Origin of the sequence: Candidatus Nitrospira nitrificans (genome assembly GCF_001458775.1) — a bacterium.
Taxonomy (GTDB): domain Bacteria; phylum Nitrospirota; class Nitrospiria; order Nitrospirales; family Nitrospiraceae; genus Nitrospira_D; species Nitrospira_D nitrificans.
Genome location: NZ_CZPZ01000012.1, coordinates 340008 through 358328, shown reverse-complemented (window position 1 = coordinate 358328; position 18321 = coordinate 340008). Strand labels below are relative to the sequence as shown.

Genomic DNA, 18321 nt, shown 5'->3' with positions numbered 1-18321 from the left:
GCGTCACCCGAATCGTCCTGTGATGTAATCTTCCGTCTGCTTCTTCGAAGGGTTCGTGAACAACTGCTTCGTGAGGCCATACTCGACCAGTTGGCCAAGGTACATAAACGCGGTCCGATCCGACACCCGGGCGGCCTGCTGCATGTTGTGCGTCACGATGACGATCGTCAACTCTTTCTTCAGCGAAAACAGTAACTCTTCAATGATGCCGGTGGCAATGGGATCCAGCGCTGAGCAGGGTTCGTCCATCAAAAGAACGTCCGGCTTGACGGCGAGGGCTCGCGCAATGCAAAGACGCTGCTGCTGACCGCCGGACAAGCCGAGCGCGCTCTTGTGCAGCCGGTCCTTCACTTCCTCCCATAAGCCGGCTCCCCGGAGGCTTCGCTCGACGATCTCTTCCAACACCGCCCGATTCTTCAGGCCTTGCAGCCGCGGCCCGTACGCCACATTTTCATGGATCGATTTGGGGAACGGGTTGGATTTTTGAAACACCATGCCCACGCGTTTGCGAAGATCGGTGATATCGATCGTCGGATTGAAAATATCCACGTCGTCAAGAAGGATGTTCCCCTCATATCGGGCTCCCTCGATGAGATCATTCAAGCGATTCATGCAGCGGAGCAAGGTGGACTTCCCGCAACCGGACGGTCCGATGAAGGCGGTCACTTGATGTTCGAAAATATCCAAATCAATCTTGAAGAGGGATTGGACCGGCCCGTAGAAAAAATTGAAGCCCTGCACGCGAAGCTTCGACTTCCCCTGAGCGCTGGGCCGATGCGGCACGTTGGAATCATGAGGGTCCATGCTCTCCATCTCCAGTGAGCAAACAGCAGGCGAGAGGGTAGGGATACCGGACGTCATGTCAAACTGCTGACCCAGCATATTTCCTCCTCATTCGATTTCGCAAGAGGATGCCCGTGAGGTTAAGCGTCACCACCACAAGAATCAACACCAATGTGGTCACATAGACCATCGGCTTGGCAGCTTCCACATTCGGCGATTGAAACCCCACGTCATAAATATGAAAACCCAAGTGCATGAACTTCCGGTCCAAGTGAATAAACGGCCAGGTCCAGTCGATCGGCATGGCGGGCGCCAGTTTGACGACGCCGGTCAACATCAAGGGCGCCACCTCGCCGGCCGCGCGAGCCATCGCCAGGATCAGTCCGGTCAAGATGCCGGGGAGGGCCGTGGGAAGCACGACTTTCCAGATGGTTTCCCATTTGGTCGCGCCCAAGCCGATCGACCCTTCTCGATACTCCCTCGGCACGGCTGCCAATCCCTCTTCGGTCGCGACGATGACGACGGGAACGGTCAAGAGCGCCAGCGTCAATGAAGCCCAGAGGATACCACCCGTGCCGAACGTGGGAGTCGGCAGCCGATCGGAAAACCACAGCGCATCCAGCGTGCCCCCCACGCCGTACACGAAAAACCCCAACCCGAACACCCCGAAGACGATCGAGGGAACCCCGGCGAGATTGTTGACGGCAATGCGGACGGTTCGCACGATGACTCCCTGGCGGGCATACTCCCTGAGGTACAGCGCGCCGATGACACCAAAGGGGGTCACGACAAAGCTCATGATCATCACCATCAGGACCGTGCCGAAAATGGCCGGGAAGATTCCTCCCTCCGTATTGGCTTCTCGCGGCTCTGTGGTCAACACCATCCAGACGTTGCCGGCATAGACCCACACTTTCTCCGCCTTCGAAAGGTCGTTGGGGCGCAAGACTCGCATGACTTGGCCGAGCTCAATGGACTTTTCTCTGCCGTTGGCATCGACGACGAGCAACGTATACGCGTACGCGCGCGCTGCCTCACTCGATTCAGCCTGCCGCAGCAGAGCCGGTAGAGACTGCCATACGGCCTCCGAGCCTTCAGCCACAGGCTGGTCTTCCTTGACCAGCGTCCGGAGCCGTCCATAGAAATTCCCCCACTCACGCCGTTCCACCATCACAAGATCGGCGGGCGTGGTTCGTTCGACGATCTGATCGGTGTTGATCCACCGATAGTCCAGACCATACAGATCCCGGTTGCCGATCTTCACCCTGATCCGCGGGATCCCTTTTGGGCTGACTTCCTCGCCGGCCAACTGACCGATCACATGTTTGCCGTCCTTCAGCGTCAATTCGACGAGATCGGCCGGCCAAAAATACCCGAACCCATTGAGGAGAATGAGCACCAGAAGCCCGCCGATCATGAGGAGCGAAATGGAAAGCCCGGCCCCGCAGCCCCAAATGAAGAGCTCACCGCTTGCCATGAAATGCTTGACCCACTGTTTCATCGAATCACTCGCGCACCTGTTTGTCCGGCCCCTCTTCCAACCACCGGGCCTTGCTTCTCATTCGTGAACTTCGCCTTGCCTCAAGCTTCCCGTCTAGAATTGGCTATATTTCTCCCTGAGTCGCTGTCGAACCAGTTCCGCTACCGTATTGAGCAGAAAGGTCGCGATAAAGAGGAGCAAACCCGCCAAAAAGAGCGTGCGATACAAGGTCCCGCCGTGCGGCGCTTCAGGGATCTCCACGGCGATATTCGCAGACAGGGTTCGAAACCCGTTGAAGAGGCTCCAATCCATGATCGGCGTATTGCCGGTCGCCATCAACACGATCATGGTCTCGCCGACCGCCCGACCGAACCCGATCATCAACGCCGAGAAGATGCCTGGGCTGGCCGAGATCAGGACGAGATGGGTGAGCGTTTGCCACCGCGTGGCGCCGAGGGCCAAGGACCCGGCGATCAGATTCTTTGGAACATTGGAGAGCGCTTCTTCAGAAATGCTGTAGATGATGGGAATGATGGCAAATCCCATGGCCACTCCGACCACGATGGCGTTGCGCTGGTCATAATTCAAACCGAGATGAGTTTGGATCCACGGTTTAAAATGACCATCGAACAAGAAAGACTCCCACCAGGCGCTGGTTTCAAGGCACCCCCAGACCACGGCGATGATGATCGGCACCATGAGCAGCGCCTCCGCGCCGGGCCGCACACGATGCTTGAGGGAGGCAGGGAGCAGGAGAAAGAGCCCGCTGGAAAGGGCGATGACCAAGGGCATCATCAAGACCATCCCCGTCATGGCGGGAAAGTTTCGCTCCAGGACCGGCGCAAACCAGAGGCCGGCCAGAAATCCAAGCACGACGGTGGGCAGCGCGGCCATGATTTCTATCGTGGGCTTGATCTTCGCCCGCAGATTGGGATGCATGAACATGGCGGTATAGATTGCGGCCAATACCGCCAATGGCACCGCCAAGAGCACGGCATAGAAGGTGCCCTTAATGGTTCCGAATATCAGCGGGGTCAGGCTGAACTTCGCTTCAAAGTCGTCCGACCCACTCGAGGATTGCCAGACAAGTTCCGGCCGATCATACCCCTCGTACATCACGGGGGAAAATAAGGTGGCCAAGGTGATCTCCGGGTAGGGATTCGAAATATGGTAATGCACCAGTCGATTATTTTCAGCGAGACCGACCAGGCCATCCGCCTTTGGAGAAAAATAGGTGCTGCGGAGCGCCCCCTGTTGTGGAGCAAGCGTCAACAACGTTTGTTCGGACGTCGAATGGTGCAGACGGATTTCTCCCCCGGCATCGGTGGTGATGAATCCCTTATCGCGCTGGGAAATCGTGATGTCGGTGACCGCCCTCTGGTGAGGGGCAAACCGATGGATACGCGTCATATGGGTTGCATTCGTCGCAGCATGTTCCCGCACGGGCATCCACACGGCAATCTGCCCGGATGCGCCGCCGACCACAAGACTCCGGTCACCCATCAAATAGGCCAGCGCGGTAATCGCGTCGCTTCCTTCAGAAACCTGACTTATCTCGACAAGACCGGGCTTCTCCGGTTCTCGGAGGTCGAAATGATAGACCTTGCCCTCTTCCGTGCCGACAGCGAGAAGCTCCGCCCGACTCGCGAGGGTGATCGCCGTAACCCGGCCCGAGATGTGGGGTGTGAGATCAACCTGTGAGATCGAAGCCTCAGCGGTTCCATCGGGGCGGGATGCGGTTCGACTCGTGGTCAGCCAGAGGTGCTGGTCTTGAAGCAGCGTGGCAATCCGAACGTCGGAGTCCGCGCTCTGATACGCCATCTTGGTGATTGGTTGCGGAGTTGGCGCGGCAACCATCGGAATCCCGACCGTGACGGACGGGGCGATCGAACGTTCGTTCCCTTGGAAGTCCTGAGTGAATTCGATCGCCACGGGGATGACGCGGCCGTCTTCCGTGCCCACGGCGAGCGAGTGCCCCTTCCCGAATGCTCGCGCCGATGCTGTGACCGAGCCGCCCGGCAACAAGCTGCGCGATGGACTGTGTGCCGCGGACCCGGCGTCCCCTAAGAAGACAAACTCCAGTGCGTCACCGCGGAGCACATAGGCAAGCTCTTGATGTTCATCGACACCGATCAGCGCAGACGCGGAAGGACGATCAAGCGGAGAGAGTGTAATCGGCTCGGCCGGGGTGGCGTAGGACGGCTGAAAGAGCGGGACGACTTCTTTCACCAGAAAAATGCACATTCCGAGAATGCAAAGGATGATGCTGATCCCACCGGTCTTGATGATGACGTTGGTAAGCCCGTCCGTGATCGATCTGATTTGGCGTCGACTGAACAGTCCGCCCACCAGGGCCGGGGTCGGGACGGAATCCCGGCCTGGGGACGGCTCTCCTTGAAGCACCGGCATCGGAGTGAAAGGGGGAACTGTCATATATTGACTGTCTCGCTGCGGCCTTGCTGAACGGCCTTTTTGAGCATCCTGCTCAACTAGTTGGTGTCGTCCAAAACCTCGATGCCTGTCCCGGCAACAGGAGAAAATGAGTTTTTCCGCAGTCTGTGAAATCTATTCGACTTTCGCCAATTCCTTTTCAATCACGCTCTGCGGGAGTGGGAAGAAGCCATCCTTGATGACGATGGATTGGCCTTCCTTGCTGTAAATAAACTTAATGAACTCCTTTACGAGCGGATCGAGCGGCTTGTTCGGCATTTTGTTGACATACACCAACAGATGCCGCCAGAGGGGATAGGACCCGTTCAGGGCATTTGTCTGCGTGGGAGCCACGAAAGGTGCCCCCTCCTTTTGAGCCAGGGGCAGCACTCTGACGCCGGAGGTCACATAGCCGATCCCGCTGTAACCGATCCCGGCCTGATCTTCCGTGATACCCTGCACCACGGAAGCCGAGCCTGGCTGCTCTTTGACTTCATCTTTATAGTCGCCGTTCTTGAGTGCATACTCCTTGAAAAATCCATAGGTGCCGGATGCTGAGTTACGGCCATAGATGCTGATGGGCGAAGCCGCCAATTCGCCCGTAACCCCGAGCTGACTCCACCGATCGAGATTTTGCTGCGCGCCGAATCGACGCGTCTTCGAGAAGATCGCATCGACCTGCGTCATCGTGAGTCCTTGGACAGAATTATCCTTGTTGACGTAGACGGCCAGCGCGTCGATGGCGACTGGAAATGCGGTCGGTTTATACCTGAATTTTCTTTCGAAGGCATCAAGCTCGGTATTTTTCATCGCGCGGGACATTGGGCCCAGTTGCGCAGTCCCTTCGATCAAAGCCGGGGGTGCGGTGCTCGATCCCTTCCCTTCGATTTGAATTTTGACGCTCGGGTATTGCTTGCGAAATCCTTCGGCCCACAGCGTCATGAGATTATTGAGCGTATCAGAGCCGATGCTGTTGACATTCCCTGATACCCCGCTGACTTTGATATAACCTTTTAACGCTGAATCCAGCACGATGGCGTCGTCGGCATTGACCGATGGGATTGCAGACACAAGAGATCCAAGAAGGGCGATGCAGGTGAGACCAGACTTGGCAGCCGAGATGTTCATACACAGTCCTTTCGTCATCACTGACTATTCCATTGGCACCATAACCCTGTCGTATTGCCGCCACATTACGCGAATGTTACAGGTGTGTTACATAATAAGCGTCCTAGCTAGAGACGAGGCAGGCTGTAGCCGACCGCTGCATCAGATTCCCCTCATGTTAAAAGTTATACTGCAACTGTGTCCGGACAATATCGCCCTCACGGATGTTATAGGGAGCAGTCTGCGTGTCGGTACGTCTGCTTCGGACATAAGCGATCGTGAACTCTACGGCCTTTGCGATTTGCCACTCCATCCCGACTTCCCACTCCCGGACGACATTGAATGGTGAATTGGTGCGGTGTTTTTTCCCACCGCCATACTCTTGGTAACGGACATAGGGAATAAGGCTGGTCAACCACGGCTTGTTTACATCCCACTTATACATCCCCTGGATATAGCCGCCCTGGATGTCCCCTTCCCCAATGGCTGTTTGAGCGACGTTCAACTGAGGACCATTGCCCCAGTTCCACTCCGCTTGGAACCCGATGGGTTGCGGATAGAGCACGAAATGCACCCCGATTCGCTCGTCGAGGATGTTCCCATTATTGATGAGTGCGGGAGTTGCGGCGAGACCGGTGCCGGAGGGAGTCCCAACATTGAACGTGCCACGGTACGCATCGACGCCAAACTGGATAATCTGACCGTAGGGCAGTTCCATGGGATAGGTGGCATGGACGACGATATGTTTATTGTCATTGCGGTCGTTCACATTGATCGTCTGGCCGTTGTAGACACCAATGCCTAAGACGCCGTAGTCCCCAGATCCCTTGAGACCTGAATCGACCAACTTTTTGAATAATTTTCTAGTCTCCTTCGGCGTGTAGTAGATAAAAAACCCGAGGTCACGCTCGCCCTGCACCGCGCTATTGAGCCCGTCGGCGCGGTCGAACGCCGTTCGATTTTGACTGGACTGCAGATTTTCAAATCCGAACGGAACCTTCGATTGCCCTGCACGAACCCGCAATTCCTTTTCCTCAAAGAACAAGAAAGGCACAGGCATGAAAATATCGGCATAGGCGTCACGAAGTTGGACAAAGTGATTACTCTGATCCCCGGTCGTGCCGGGTACGGAGCCGGCGAATTCGGGCTGAATATAAAATGACAGCCAGTCCGTTACGTCGCCCGAAAAAACGAGGCGGACGCGGCGGAAGGCAAAACCCGCATTATCACGAATGGTGTTATCATATTCACTCCGTATGGACTTATCTCCAGGAAGATACGTGTAGCGGGCTTGCACATACCCGCGAATACTGATTTTATCGAACCATTTCTTGATCGATGCCTTCTCCGCCATGATCGCATCCTCTCGTTCGTGCTCGGCCTTGAGCTTGAGCCATTCTTCCTTCGTGATCTGTCCCTTCTCATACAGGAGATCCTCCACGCTGGCTTGTGCCGGATTGGTCTGGAGGATCAACCCGAGACCGAAGGCACATACGGCGACCGCGCACCACCATCTCTTCATTCCGCTACCTCCCTCTGGTTGATCATGTTTCGAATACGTGGCGAGGTATAGTTCAACGGCGTTAAGATGGTGCTACGGGCTTATTGCGGATGTGTTAAATCAACGACGGTCCGGTGAAGGACCATGACTTTCGCAAGGGATGGGCAGCTGCAGCCAATCCCATGGAAGCCCGCTACGGATGAACGAAACACGCGACCAGCACCATACCGAACCCCCTCTCTGGTCAATGGCTGCAGCAATGCTCGTAATTCTCGGCGCCCCGCTGGTTCTCTACTCTTTCGCTCCGACCGGCCCTATTCGAGAGGGAGACACCGTATTCTCAGAGGGTGAACAGCAGGTGCAGATTCGTCAGGCAACTACAGATCAATCGAGGAAGGCGGACAACACGTGTTTACTTGATCCGAACAGTCCGTTGATCGTCCTTCACGCTTCAACCGACCAAGCAGATGGCTCGATCATTGCTCATGTTCAAGGCAACCCCACGGATAAATGGCCCTTTTGCCCCGTACATGCCGAGGTGGTACTGAAAACCCATCAGATATTCCAGAAGCCGGCGGTCTTGGGGGCGGTACGAGAGATCTTGGTTGGATGGTTCAGTCGATGAGGGCGGTGCCGTTACTTTTTCAGGCGCTGAGCAAATTGCTTTCGGAGCTTCGCAACTTTTGGACCGACCACAAACTGGCAGTAACCCTGGAGGGGATTTCGAGCAAAGTATTCCTGGTGATAAGACTCCGCCTCATACCACTGACCAGCTGATACGACCTGCGTGACGATGGGAGCGTCGTAGAGTCTTTCAGCCGTAAGAGATTTAATGACATTCTCAGCGGTTTGCTGCTGTTCCGGGGATGTGTAGAAAATCGCTGACCGATACTGGGTGCCTATGTCGTTTCCCTGCCGATTGAGGGTCGTGGGATCGTGTATGGCGAAAAATATTTCAAGGAGTTCTTTATACGGGGTCACGCAGGGATCAAACGTCATACGCACGGCCTCGGCATGGCCGGTCTGCCCTCCACATACTGCTTCATAACTGGGATGGTCTAGGTTACCACCGATATAACCGGACTCGACCGATTCCACACCCCTGACCTGGTCAAAGACGGCCTCAAGGCACCAAAAACAGCCGCCGGCAAGGATAGCGACTTCGTGCTGAGGTAAGAGCGATTGCGATTCGATGCCCATTGTGTGATCGGTCTATGAACGACAAGAGTCTTGCGGCAGGAGAAGCCCGACTATTCCTCTTCTTCCTCAATATCCTCGATTCCTTCATAACTCATTTCGGGAAAAGACGCCGACGCCTTTTCACAGGCAGTTTCGACCATCTCTTCCGCATCTTCCGCCGAATCGGCATCGACCAAGAACTTCACGGTGATTGCATACCTCTGTTCCACCCCCAACTCCTTTCTCTATCCTTCTGCCATGATTTTTGTATCGAGACATCGCTCCTTCCGTACTTTCTGACAGTTACGGTAGCCATGTCAACCGTGTTCAAGATCGGGATAGCGTCTGCACAACAGATACGGCCGCACGGCAGAGTGGGAGAGCCACGGAATCTCACCGAACACATTTTCAGGAAATTCTGACGAGTGAGAAGGTGCGTACGCTGAAGCGACTAAACGAGAAGTTACTCGTCCTGTTCAAGTTCGGAGAGTATCGTCTTGAGCTTCGCAAGCTCTTCTGGACTAATACGCGAAAAGGCGATCCCAAATGTACCGCCATCGACCCAGCGCACCGTGGCCTCGTCGATCCTCAACGGCCAATCAAGGCCTGGAATGTGGAGTCGGCATTCGAGCTTGGTCCCTTGTGTCACTGTGCTATCACTTTCGATCTTACACCCACCGACGGAAATATCCAGAGTCCGCCCCTGCCCCTCTTCTCGTTGTCCCGAGAAGGTGCTCCGAAACTGAGTGGTGAATCTCGGCTGAACCCGCCGTTCCGCGGGTAGAGGTTTGGCCGGAATCTGATCGGCGGGTTTTGATTTGAAGAATGCACCGAGGTTCTTCAACGATGAAATCCTTCGCTCAATCTCATGATGTGGAAGCACTCCAACAGACTGTTTTGACTCCCGCGAAGAACCGATCCTCTTCTCGGACCGCTCCCTCGTGAAACATCTTACTTCTTGGTGGAAAGAAGCATGTGGTCGCGGCGGTTCTGCTGATAGCAGGACTCATCCCGATCAAAACAAAAGGGGCGCTCTTTGCCGAATGACACGATTGCCACCTGCTTGGGATTTGCCCCGACTTCTGCCAAATAGCTCCGAGCAGCCTTGGCGCGTTTGTCGCCCAACACCATGTTGTAATCGGTCGTGCCTCGCTCGTCACAGTGGCCTTCAATCTTCAGGATGACGCCTGGATGATCCTTAAGGTACGCAGCGTTGTGATTGAGCGCTTCCATGCCGGATTCCGACAAGGTCCACTGGTCATACCCAAAGAAAACATCCTGCAACCCCGCCTCCACGGCGGCCTTTTCTTCTTGTGTGAGTTCGGCACGCTGATGCGCGCTGTGCCCCGATGGATTCAGTGCCGTCGTGTATCCTCCTTGCCCTAGTCGTTCCTCCGACGGATTACGTGAGAACCCGCTCAATTCTCCGCTGGGGCCTCCTTTTGACAGGTTTGGCATCTTCGAACTCTCATTTCCAGTCCCACCTTCACCGCCGGACTTGAGCCATTTCGTGTTGCAGCCCTGGTTCGACAACAAGATTAGTCCCATCACCACCACCGCCCCTGACTTCGCAATCATGTTATTCATGCCCCTGCTCCTCCATGGTGACATCCCAATCCAGCGACTCAGTCGATTTTAATGTAATGAGGATCTTATGCGAGGCGAGCCCGTTGTCCTCCACGCACGAAACAAATATAGCACCGCTGTTGAAAAGGGATGCGTGAGGAGAAGCCTAGCCGATTTATGACAGGATACCTAACAAATTCAAATATCTGATCGGTCGATAGGGGGATATATTCTGGCTGGCGAGAGAACCGAAATTAGATCGGCAAGAAAACGAGGAGGAGGCAAACCAAGCACCATTGCTCGCTTAAATGAACAGACCGCTTCTTCCTCAGCGATATCCTTTGCGATCAGACCAACGGATGGGTTGCAATACCGCTCCTAAGCCAGCCATCGCACAGATAAACAACAGCATGGCAAGTGCAATCACGAGGAAAAATGCTGCTCTCATGTCGTGCAAAACGGGGATCATGGTACCTCCCTCTGCTTGCTCGATTCATTGACTACGCCATCCGCATTCACAAACCCAGGGATTCACTGGGTCCATCTTCTCAAGCAATCTTCCACAACAGGGGCATTCTCTGGTCCAAGCAAACCGCTTCTGCTGTTCAGAGTATACCGCTCCAAACGTTGCCTGTGTTCTATATCGGCTAAACCACGGCACGGAATAACCTCCTTTTGCTCATAGATGTCATCGTAGATGAAATTCCATCAATGGTTCCATCCAGCTTTGGTGGAATGACCGGTAGATCTCACATCGATCTAACTCATTGAAGTCATGGATAGAACGGTCAAATTCCACAGGGCATCCCAGCAAGGATGAGCCCACAACCTACTGGTTCAATGCCCTACAGAAGCGGTTCATTCACCAACATCACACCCATTGGGGAGGCTACACAGACGGATGAATGAAAAGCAAGGTGGGAATGACGCCCCTACGACGGCTATCGGAAAAAAACTTTGCAATCCAACATGCTTCGATCAGGACGGCACCTGCTCAGGAGATATGCACCTCCAAATTCTGAATGATTCGCTTCTTTCCCTCTTCTTCCATCTTTGTCCACGCCACGTCCTAAAACAGCGGCTTCTTCCCGCCTGCTTTCATGATGGCGTGGCGAAAGGCTTTCGAAAGGCTATCCAAGGATGCCATGTCACAGACGGGAATATGGATTTCCCCCTTCCTTTCTCCCGGTTTGTCTTTGGGAGCGCGATCCTCATAGACAAGCTCCTCGAGACTCGTCACGACTAATTTGCCGGTCTTTAGCTCGTGGATAGGTTTACCTGATATCGCGAGCGGCGCCAGCCATTCGGTCACGCAGCCCCCCCGCGCACAGCGTAACCGAACTCCATAGAGGTTGACATTTTCACCCTCCTGCTCTGCGCTCACGCTTGGAGACAGTGCGTTCAGATCGAACTCCTGAATCCTTTCTATGGGTGATTGAAGCCCGAATATGCCGCTCAACTTTCTGTGTTCATTGAGACGTGTCACAACTTTGAGAGTTGATGGAGCTGTCACGACCACATCGACCTTCGCCATTCTATCCATATGCCAGAGGGATCCGTCCTTGGCGATCATCCGTTGCAAACCACTGTGCATTGTCCCACATGCTTCCCACGTGTCCTTGATAAATGCCACCGTCTCCTCCAGCGAGGGTCCGTCCGTGCCTGGTGTGTCGTTCGATACCGCCCATGCACTCGGCAAACTCGTCATGAGGATGATGAGGCAAGTAACTAGCTTCCCCTCTTGCCATTTCGTCATCATTGGGCTCCTATAAATGGTTGGATCAGGAAGGTCGTCACGCTTTGTCTTCGTGTCAAACATGCCGAATCCCTCCTTCACGCTGATTGTCTTGGGGGAATAGTTTCAGGTTCAATGCTCAAATGCAGAGACAGTCCGACGACTGTCACTCCCAACATTGCTCTTTTCAAGATAGCGCAATCTAAGCCTGAGATATCTTGCGCACGCTCGGGAGTCGAATCATGGTAGGTTAGCGACCCCAGTTTTGTATGGGCAGCAGACGATACGACGGGCAGTTCATTCACAGCAATGATCCATTCAGTGACCAGAGATCTCACACGACTACTCCCTGTCAGCTTGCTCTTTGCTCTGACCGGATGTGCGGGTGTTAGTCAGAATGAATACGCCGAATTTGATCACTATGTCGCTGCAAAGGTATCACCTGGAGTACCCACCGCGCAGGCAGTCCAAATCTTGAGTCAGGATAGTTATAAGTGCAAACAGCGAGGGGCCAGAGCGGAATGTCATCGGCACGAAGACGGCTTTATCAAATTCTGCCGTTACCAGGTCCTCATGATTGTAGATACGAAGCAGCAAACAGTTCTCAAGACCAGACCTGATATTCTCTGCGCTAAAAAGTATCCATAAGATTCGACTGCCGGCTCGTATAAACTGGCTGCTGGCGACCAAGGCTAGGTCCCGAACTCTATCTCACACATCTCCTTGCCGTCCGCGTCCGTGACGCAACGGCGCTCTTCAACAGCAGCACTGTGCTGGCTGCTTGATTGATCGGCATATGTGTGATCTCCGCCCTGGAGCTGAAATCGATGATCGTATCCACATTGCTGAAGGCGCAGGCGTTCAGCCTAAGCCACGTAAATGGTTGATGCATATGGTGCGCCCGGAGGGACTTGAACCCCCAACCCTCGGATCCGAAGTCCGATGCTCTATCCAATTGAGCTACGGGCGCAGCAAGCGTACATGAATCATGTTGAGACGAGACTTGTCAAGGTTCAGAGAAGCGGTCGAAGCAACTAGAGTCGTGCCAGAATCTCATCCGCAACTTGCGCTGCAGACTTTCCATCCGTCTCAATGATGCAATTCGCCGCTGCCTGATACTTCGGTGTGCGTTCGCGAAGCACGTCTTGAATCTCATCCACAAAAGACTTCACTCCGGTGAGGGACGGGCGTTGGGTATCGTGACCGATCCGCTCAGTAATCGTGCTCACTGATGCGGTCAACCAGAACAGTCTTCCTGTTCCTTTTAAGAGGTCGACATTTCGTGATCGAAGAATGACTCCCCCTCCGGTATCGACAACCAACCCATTCCGACCGGCCAACTCTTGACAGACCTTGGATTCCAGATCGCGAAAGTACTCCCATCCATGTCGTTCAACGATCTCGGGAATGCTCTGGTCAGCCGACTTCACAACCTCGGCGTCCGTAGAGACAAGGACACGGTCAAGACGGGCTGCCACGAGCTTGCCGACGGTGCTCTTTCCCGTCCCACGATAGCCGATGAGCACCACATTCATCGGAAATGAGACTCCAAGACACGGCGCATCACTTCAACGGGAGCAGGCTGATCGGTCCATAGCTCAAATTGCGCAACCGCCTGATTAAGGAACATGTCCAACCCGGAAATTGTCTTGCAGCCCGCAAGTCCTGCCTCTCTGAGCAATCGGGTCTCGCGTGGATTGTAGACAATGTCCATGACCGCCAGATCGGGATGGAGGAGCGAGCCCGGAACACAGGTGGCCTCGGCTTTCGGAGACATCCCGACCGGAGTGCAATGAATGAGTATCTGCGCGGCAGGAAGAACCCGACGAAGGGCCGACTCATCCAGATACGAATCCTCCACCGTCACCGTTGCCGTAGAACGAATATCCTGAGCCAAGCGAATCCGCTCCGCATCCTCAATCCCCAGCAAGGTCAATTTCTCTACGCCGGACTCAGCCGCCAGCGCGAAAGCAATCGCTCGTGCGGCACCTCCGGAACCGAGGATGACGATGTGTCTTCCCGTGAGCGCAACTCCACCCGCCTTCAACGCCATCCGCGCGCCGGTCGCGTCCGTATTGTACCCGGTGAGCGTGCCTTTCCCAGCCACGATCGTATTGATCGCGCCGATCCGTTGCGCCGTCGTCTCCACCTGATCGAGAAACGGAATCACGGCCACCTTGTGAGGAATGGTTACGCTCGCTCCGCGAAAGTTTCCCAGTGCGCGGAGCCCTTTGACGGCATCACCGATCGCTTCCACTTGCCAGGCGAGATAGACAAAATTAAGCCCCAATGTGCGGAACGCCGCATTGTGAATGGCAGGCGACAGGGAATGCCCGACCGGATTGCCGATGACACCGCAAAACTTCGTCTGAGCATCAATGTCCATCATCCGACCTGTGAACAGACTATTGAAACAGTTCCTGAGCCGTTACCGGTTACCCTTTGTAGACCGTCATGCCCCCATCAATCGGAAAGGTCGCTCCAGTGACCCAGGCTGCTTCATCTGACGCCAGATACAGAACCAGATTGGCCACTTCTTCTGGTGTTCCAGGACGACGAATCGCATATTGGGCAAGAATGGGCTGGAGCATGTCCGGATTGGCCATAAGGGGGGCCGCCATAGGCGTATCGATGAGACCAGGGTTCACCACATTACAGCGAATCCCTTCATTCGCATATTCGACGGCCAGCGCGCGCGTCAAGGCGTCAAGCGCCCCTTTCGATGCCGTATAGGCGGCTAAGCCGGAGAGACCGACTAAACTGGCAATGGACGAGATATTCACGATCGAGCCTCGTCCTTGTTTCAACATGTGAGGAATGACGGCTCGAGTCATGCGGAAGACCCCGGTCAAGTTGATGTCGAGCACACGCGCCCAGACCGCATCATCAGTTTCGTGGAGACGTTTTCCAAATTCACCGATCCCCGCGTTGTTGATCAGAATGTCGATCCGCCCAAAGCTATCGATCGTTCGACGGACAACATCCGACACATGGGTTTCGTCCGTCACTGAACCGGCAACGCCGAGGACTTTCCCCTTGTTATGTCGGATCACACTGGCCACACGATCCACTTCCTGTTGCCGACGTCCCGTGATGACGACCGAGCCTCCCTCCTCGGCAACACGTTTCGCGATCGCTTCGCCGATTCCGGCATTGCCTCCCGTCACGACGGTTACCTTGCCTTCTAACCTATTCATGCGCTCAGCTCCTCTCCTGCTTCATCGGACAGGTCTTCCTGGTCGCCGTCGATAGAAACCCCTTTCCCTGCCGTCGAACGGAGCAGCCCTGGCTCTACCTTTCGGGCGACGGTGATGAATCCAGAATGGGCGACCATGCGATGATCGGGCCGCACGCTCCTGCCCTGTACGGACCAGGTTCGGAGCAACGTTTCAAACGTTTCGATCATTCCGAATACGGTTGCCCGTTCAAGCGCCTCGACCGTTTGTACCACTTGGGGCACGGTGGGAACAAAGCTCAGATAGATCCCCCCGGATCGCAACGCGGTGGCTGCGTGCGGGATCACCTGCCAAGGTTCAGGCAAGTCGAGCACGACGCGATCGAACGAAATTCCATCATCAAGCAGCTCAATGCCTTCATAGGCATTCTTCCGCAATGCCGTCAGATTGGGCACGGGCCCCAGGTAGCGATCGACGTTCTGCAGTGCGGTGCGTGCAAAATCTTCCCGCATCTCATAGGTCACCACCGATCCTCGGGGTCCGACTGCTCGTAACAGCGCCATGGTCAGCGCGCCTGAACCGGTTCCGGACTCAAACACCCGCGCACCCGGATACACATCCGCCCACATGGGAATCAGCGCGAGATCCTTCGGATAGAGCACTTGAGCGCCACGCGGCATCTTCAGCACATAGTCTCCGAAAGTCGGCCGAACCGCCAACATCTTTTTCCCACCCGACAGGACGACGATGGTCCCATCAGGCCGCCCGATGATCGCGTCGTGAGCGATCTTCTGGCCGCTGAATTGATAGGTCTCGCCCGCCTTCAACGTGAGGGCGTACTGGCGCCTTTTGTGATCGACAAGATGGATGCGTTCACCACTGGACAATTGAGACATGCCGCGCATTCTAGGGGGTTCGTTCCGAGGTTTGCAACCAACGGCCATTTCGTGACAGCATGAGCAAGCAGGAGCGCTGTTCACACCCTTTGGCGCTCGTGGCGTCTTGCGCGCATGGAGTTCTCAATGCGTGGCACCGTGTTTCCGTACAGAGCTTTCGGCAGACCAATCCTCGCAGCGACGATGGGAGGGGCGGTCATCGCCTTGTGCCTGATCCTCATGGGCAGTCCGGCCTATGCCGGTGAAGTCATCGTCGCCAGTTATGAAGGAGTGATCAACCCGGTGGCAGCGGAGTACCTGCATGATGCCCTGGCTTTTGCCCACTCGTCGGACGCCCAGGCCCTCATCTTCAAACTCGATACGCCCGGAGGCTTGGACACCTCCATGCGCCTCATGATCAAAGAGATGATCGGTTCGCCCCTCCCCGTGATCGTGTTCGTCGCTCCCTCGGGAGGCCGAGCTGCCTCGGCAGGAGTCTTCATTACGATGGCAGCCCATGTGGCCGCCATGGCTCCGGGAACCAACATCGGAGCCGCGCACCCGGTCGCGATGGGCGGCGGTGAGATGGACGGCACGATGAAGGAGAAAGTGGAAAACGACGCGACGGCTTACATCAAGAGTATCGCGGAGCAGCGTGGACGGAACGTATCATGGGCTGAAGATGCCGTTCGAAAGAGCATTTCCGCCACGGAGCAAGAAGCCGTGAAACTCAAGATCATCGATATGGTGGCTGAAAACATCCCGTCGCTGTTAAAACAGCTGAACGGGAGAACGATTACCATGGCTACCGGATCGATCACGTTCTCAAACGAGACCGCCACGCTCCGCGAATTCCCGATGGGAACGCGTCTGGAATTGCTCAAGACATTGAGCGATCCCAACATCGCCTATCTCCTGATGTCCATCGGAACCATCGGGATTATGGCCGAACTGTACAGCCCCGGGGCGATCCTTCCCGGCATCATTGGCGCCATCAGCTTGATCCTCGCCTTCTATTCGCTCCAATCGCTCCCCGTCAACTACGCAGGCGCCCTCCTTGTGATACTCGGCGTCGTGTTTCTGTTGCTCGAAATTTCAGTGACCAGCTATGGATTGCTCGCACTCGGCGGATTGGCTGCCATGACCTTAGGGGGCCTCCTCCTCATCAAGAGTGACGCGCCATTCATGCAGGTATCCTTGTCATTTCTATTGCCGACCGTCATGACGATCGGCGCCCTGGTTGGAACCGTCATCTGGACGGCCGCCAAAAGCGGGCGCCGCGGGCCAGTGACTGGAGTGGAAGCCATGATCGGATCGATCGGGATTGCGAAAACGGATCTCGACCCGCGCGGCCAGATCGCGTTACACGGAGAGATCTGGGAGGCGACCAGCCAGACTTTGATTCGGCAGGGAGAGGCTGCGGAAGTGACGTCGGTCGAAGGGCTGACGGTGAAAGTCGCCCCTTTCCACAAAGAGAATACCTGAAGACAAGGAGCCGCTATGTCATTGCTCATACCGTTGGTCTTATTGGGATTGGTTCTCTATGCCAGCTTCAAACGTGTCATGGAATACGAACGGCTCGTGGTCTTTGTGCTCGGTAAGTTCCAGACGGTGAAGGGGCCTGGGATCAGATTGGTGGTGCCGGCCCTCCAGCAGATGGTCCGCGTCAACTTACAGACCGTCACAATGGAAGTCCCCTCGCAAGATGTCATCACGCGGGACAACATTTCCGTGAAAGTGAACGCCGTCATCTTTCTCAGAGTGGTCGATCCTCAGCGTGCCGTGCTCGCCGTTCAAGATTATCTCTATTCGACGTCGCAAGTGGCCCAAACCACACTGCGGAGCGTGCTCGGCCAAAGCCAGTTCGATGACCTATTGTCGAAACGTGACGATATCAATGCCGAATTACAGCGGATCATCGATCAGCAGACCGAGCCATGGGGGGTCAAAGTCGCTGCCGTCGAGGTGAAGAACGTGGATATTCCCCAAGACATGCAACGCGCGATCGCTCGGCAAGCGGAAGCCGAGCGGGAACGGCGTGCCAAAATCATCCATGCCGAAGGAGAATTTCAAGCCGCGCAGAAACTGGCTGAAGCGGCGGACGTGATCAGTCAAAATCCTGCCGCTCTTCAACTGCGCTACCTCCAGACGCTCGTGGAAATCGCGGCTGAGAAGAACTCGACGACGATCTTCCCGATTCCGATCGACACCCTTGCTCCGTTTATAAAAGGACTCTTACCGAAATAGTGTGGCATTTCGGCCGGATCGTTGATGCCGATCCTACATAGATGCCGCATAAGTGCGACAGTTTGTCCTGCGTTCTCTCATTAGCCGACACTAATCTTTCTGATTTTTCGGGCTGATCACGCCGACCATTTCTCATCTTCAATCCAGCATCCCTTTTGCTTCGTAGAAGGCTATACAGGCAATGGTTCGGCGAATCTTCTTGGCTCAATAGGGCTCTAACCATAGTGAGCGATGTTCAACCA

16 protein-coding genes and 1 tRNA gene are annotated in these 18321 nt (G+C 55.3%); 2 read left to right on the top strand and 15 right to left on the bottom strand.

Going from position 1 to position 18321, the window contains the following annotated elements; translation table 11 throughout:
- Window positions 1-3: 3 nt before the first annotated feature.
- From pstB to COMA2_RS09760, 15 genes are all read right to left on the bottom strand, one after another.
- Window positions 4-804: a phosphate ABC transporter ATP-binding protein PstB gene (gene pstB / locus COMA2_RS09835; RefSeq protein WP_217490691.1), complete on the bottom strand. Its 801-nt coding sequence runs from the start codon at window positions 802-804 to the stop codon at window positions 4-6.
- A gap of 58 nt (window positions 805-862) precedes the next feature.
- Window positions 863-2284, bottom strand: a complete 1422-nt coding sequence (gene pstA / locus COMA2_RS09830; protein ID WP_090897139.1) for a phosphate ABC transporter permease PstA — start codon at window positions 2282-2284, stop codon at window positions 863-865.
- Window positions 2285-2377: 93 nt separating this feature from the next.
- A complete protein-coding gene (locus COMA2_RS09825; protein WP_090897136.1) occupies window positions 2378-4696 on the bottom strand; it encodes an ABC transporter permease subunit in 2319 nt (772 codons plus the stop codon).
- A gap of 132 nt (window positions 4697-4828) precedes the next feature.
- The gene (locus tag COMA2_RS09820) at window positions 4829-5821 is read right to left on the bottom strand and encodes a PstS family phosphate ABC transporter substrate-binding protein (protein ID WP_090897397.1); all 993 of its coding nucleotides are present in this window, start codon (window positions 5819-5821) and stop codon (window positions 4829-4831) included.
- A gap of 157 nt (window positions 5822-5978) precedes the next feature.
- A complete protein-coding gene (locus tag COMA2_RS09815) occupies window positions 5979-7322 on the bottom strand; it encodes a porin (RefSeq protein WP_217490690.1) in 1344 nt (447 codons plus the stop codon).
- A gap of 615 nt (window positions 7323-7937) precedes the next feature.
- Window positions 7938-8501 (bottom strand): peptide-methionine (S)-S-oxide reductase MsrA, encoded by a 564-nt coding sequence (msrA, locus tag COMA2_RS09805; RefSeq protein ID WP_090897132.1) that lies wholly within the window; start codon window positions 8499-8501, stop codon window positions 7938-7940.
- Window positions 8502-8551: 50 nt separating this feature from the next.
- Window positions 8552-8710: a hypothetical protein gene (locus COMA2_RS20165; RefSeq protein ID WP_175304510.1), complete on the bottom strand. Its 159-nt coding sequence runs from the start codon at window positions 8708-8710 to the stop codon at window positions 8552-8554.
- A 233-nt stretch (window positions 8711-8943) separates the two neighbouring features.
- Window positions 8944-9324 (bottom strand): PilZ domain-containing protein, encoded by a 381-nt coding sequence (locus COMA2_RS09800; protein ID WP_175304509.1) that lies wholly within the window; start codon window positions 9322-9324, stop codon window positions 8944-8946.
- Window positions 9325-9431: 107 nt separating this feature from the next.
- Entirely contained in the window at window positions 9432-10067 is a 636-nt protein-coding gene (locus COMA2_RS09795; RefSeq protein ID WP_175304508.1) for an OmpA family protein, read from the bottom strand.
- A 1048-nt stretch (window positions 10068-11115) separates the two neighbouring features.
- On the bottom strand, window positions 11116-11805 hold the full coding sequence (locus tag COMA2_RS09790; RefSeq protein WP_139077241.1) for a hypothetical protein: 690 nt from the start codon (window positions 11803-11805) through the stop codon (window positions 11116-11118).
- Window positions 11806-12674: 869 nt separating this feature from the next.
- Window positions 12675-12751 (bottom strand) — tRNA-Arg (locus COMA2_RS09780).
- Window positions 12752-12815: 64 nt separating this feature from the next.
- Window positions 12816-13316, bottom strand: a complete 501-nt coding sequence (locus tag COMA2_RS09775) for a shikimate kinase (RefSeq protein WP_090897118.1) — start codon at window positions 13314-13316, stop codon at window positions 12816-12818.
- Complete coding sequence (locus tag COMA2_RS09770; RefSeq protein WP_175304507.1) at window positions 13313-14170, bottom strand: shikimate dehydrogenase; 858 nt, start codon at window positions 14168-14170, stop codon at window positions 13313-13315. Before COMA2_RS09770 ends, COMA2_RS09775 begins: the two co-directional genes overlap by 4 nt.
- Window positions 14171-14216: 46 nt before the next feature.
- The gene (locus tag COMA2_RS09765; protein ID WP_090897116.1) at window positions 14217-14978 is read right to left on the bottom strand and encodes an SDR family NAD(P)-dependent oxidoreductase; all 762 of its coding nucleotides are present in this window, start codon (window positions 14976-14978) and stop codon (window positions 14217-14219) included.
- Window positions 14975-15853, bottom strand: coding sequence for a tRNA (adenine-N1)-methyltransferase (locus COMA2_RS09760; protein WP_090897391.1), 879 nt, complete (start codon window positions 15851-15853; stop codon window positions 14975-14977). Before COMA2_RS09760 ends, COMA2_RS09765 begins: the two co-directional genes overlap by 4 nt.
- A 126-nt stretch (window positions 15854-15979) precedes the next feature.
- Here COMA2_RS09760 and COMA2_RS09755 point away from each other — a divergent pair, with 126 nt between their 5' ends.
- Together COMA2_RS09755 and COMA2_RS09750 are read left to right on the top strand one after the other, a co-directional pair.
- Window positions 15980-17317, top strand: coding sequence for an NfeD family protein (locus COMA2_RS09755; RefSeq protein WP_175304506.1), 1338 nt, complete (start codon window positions 15980-15982; stop codon window positions 17315-17317).
- A 15-nt stretch (window positions 17318-17332) separates the two neighbouring features.
- On the top strand, window positions 17333-18079 hold the full coding sequence (locus COMA2_RS09750) for a slipin family protein (RefSeq protein WP_090897110.1): 747 nt from the start codon (window positions 17333-17335) through the stop codon (window positions 18077-18079).
- Window positions 18080-18321: the final 242 nt, after the last annotated feature.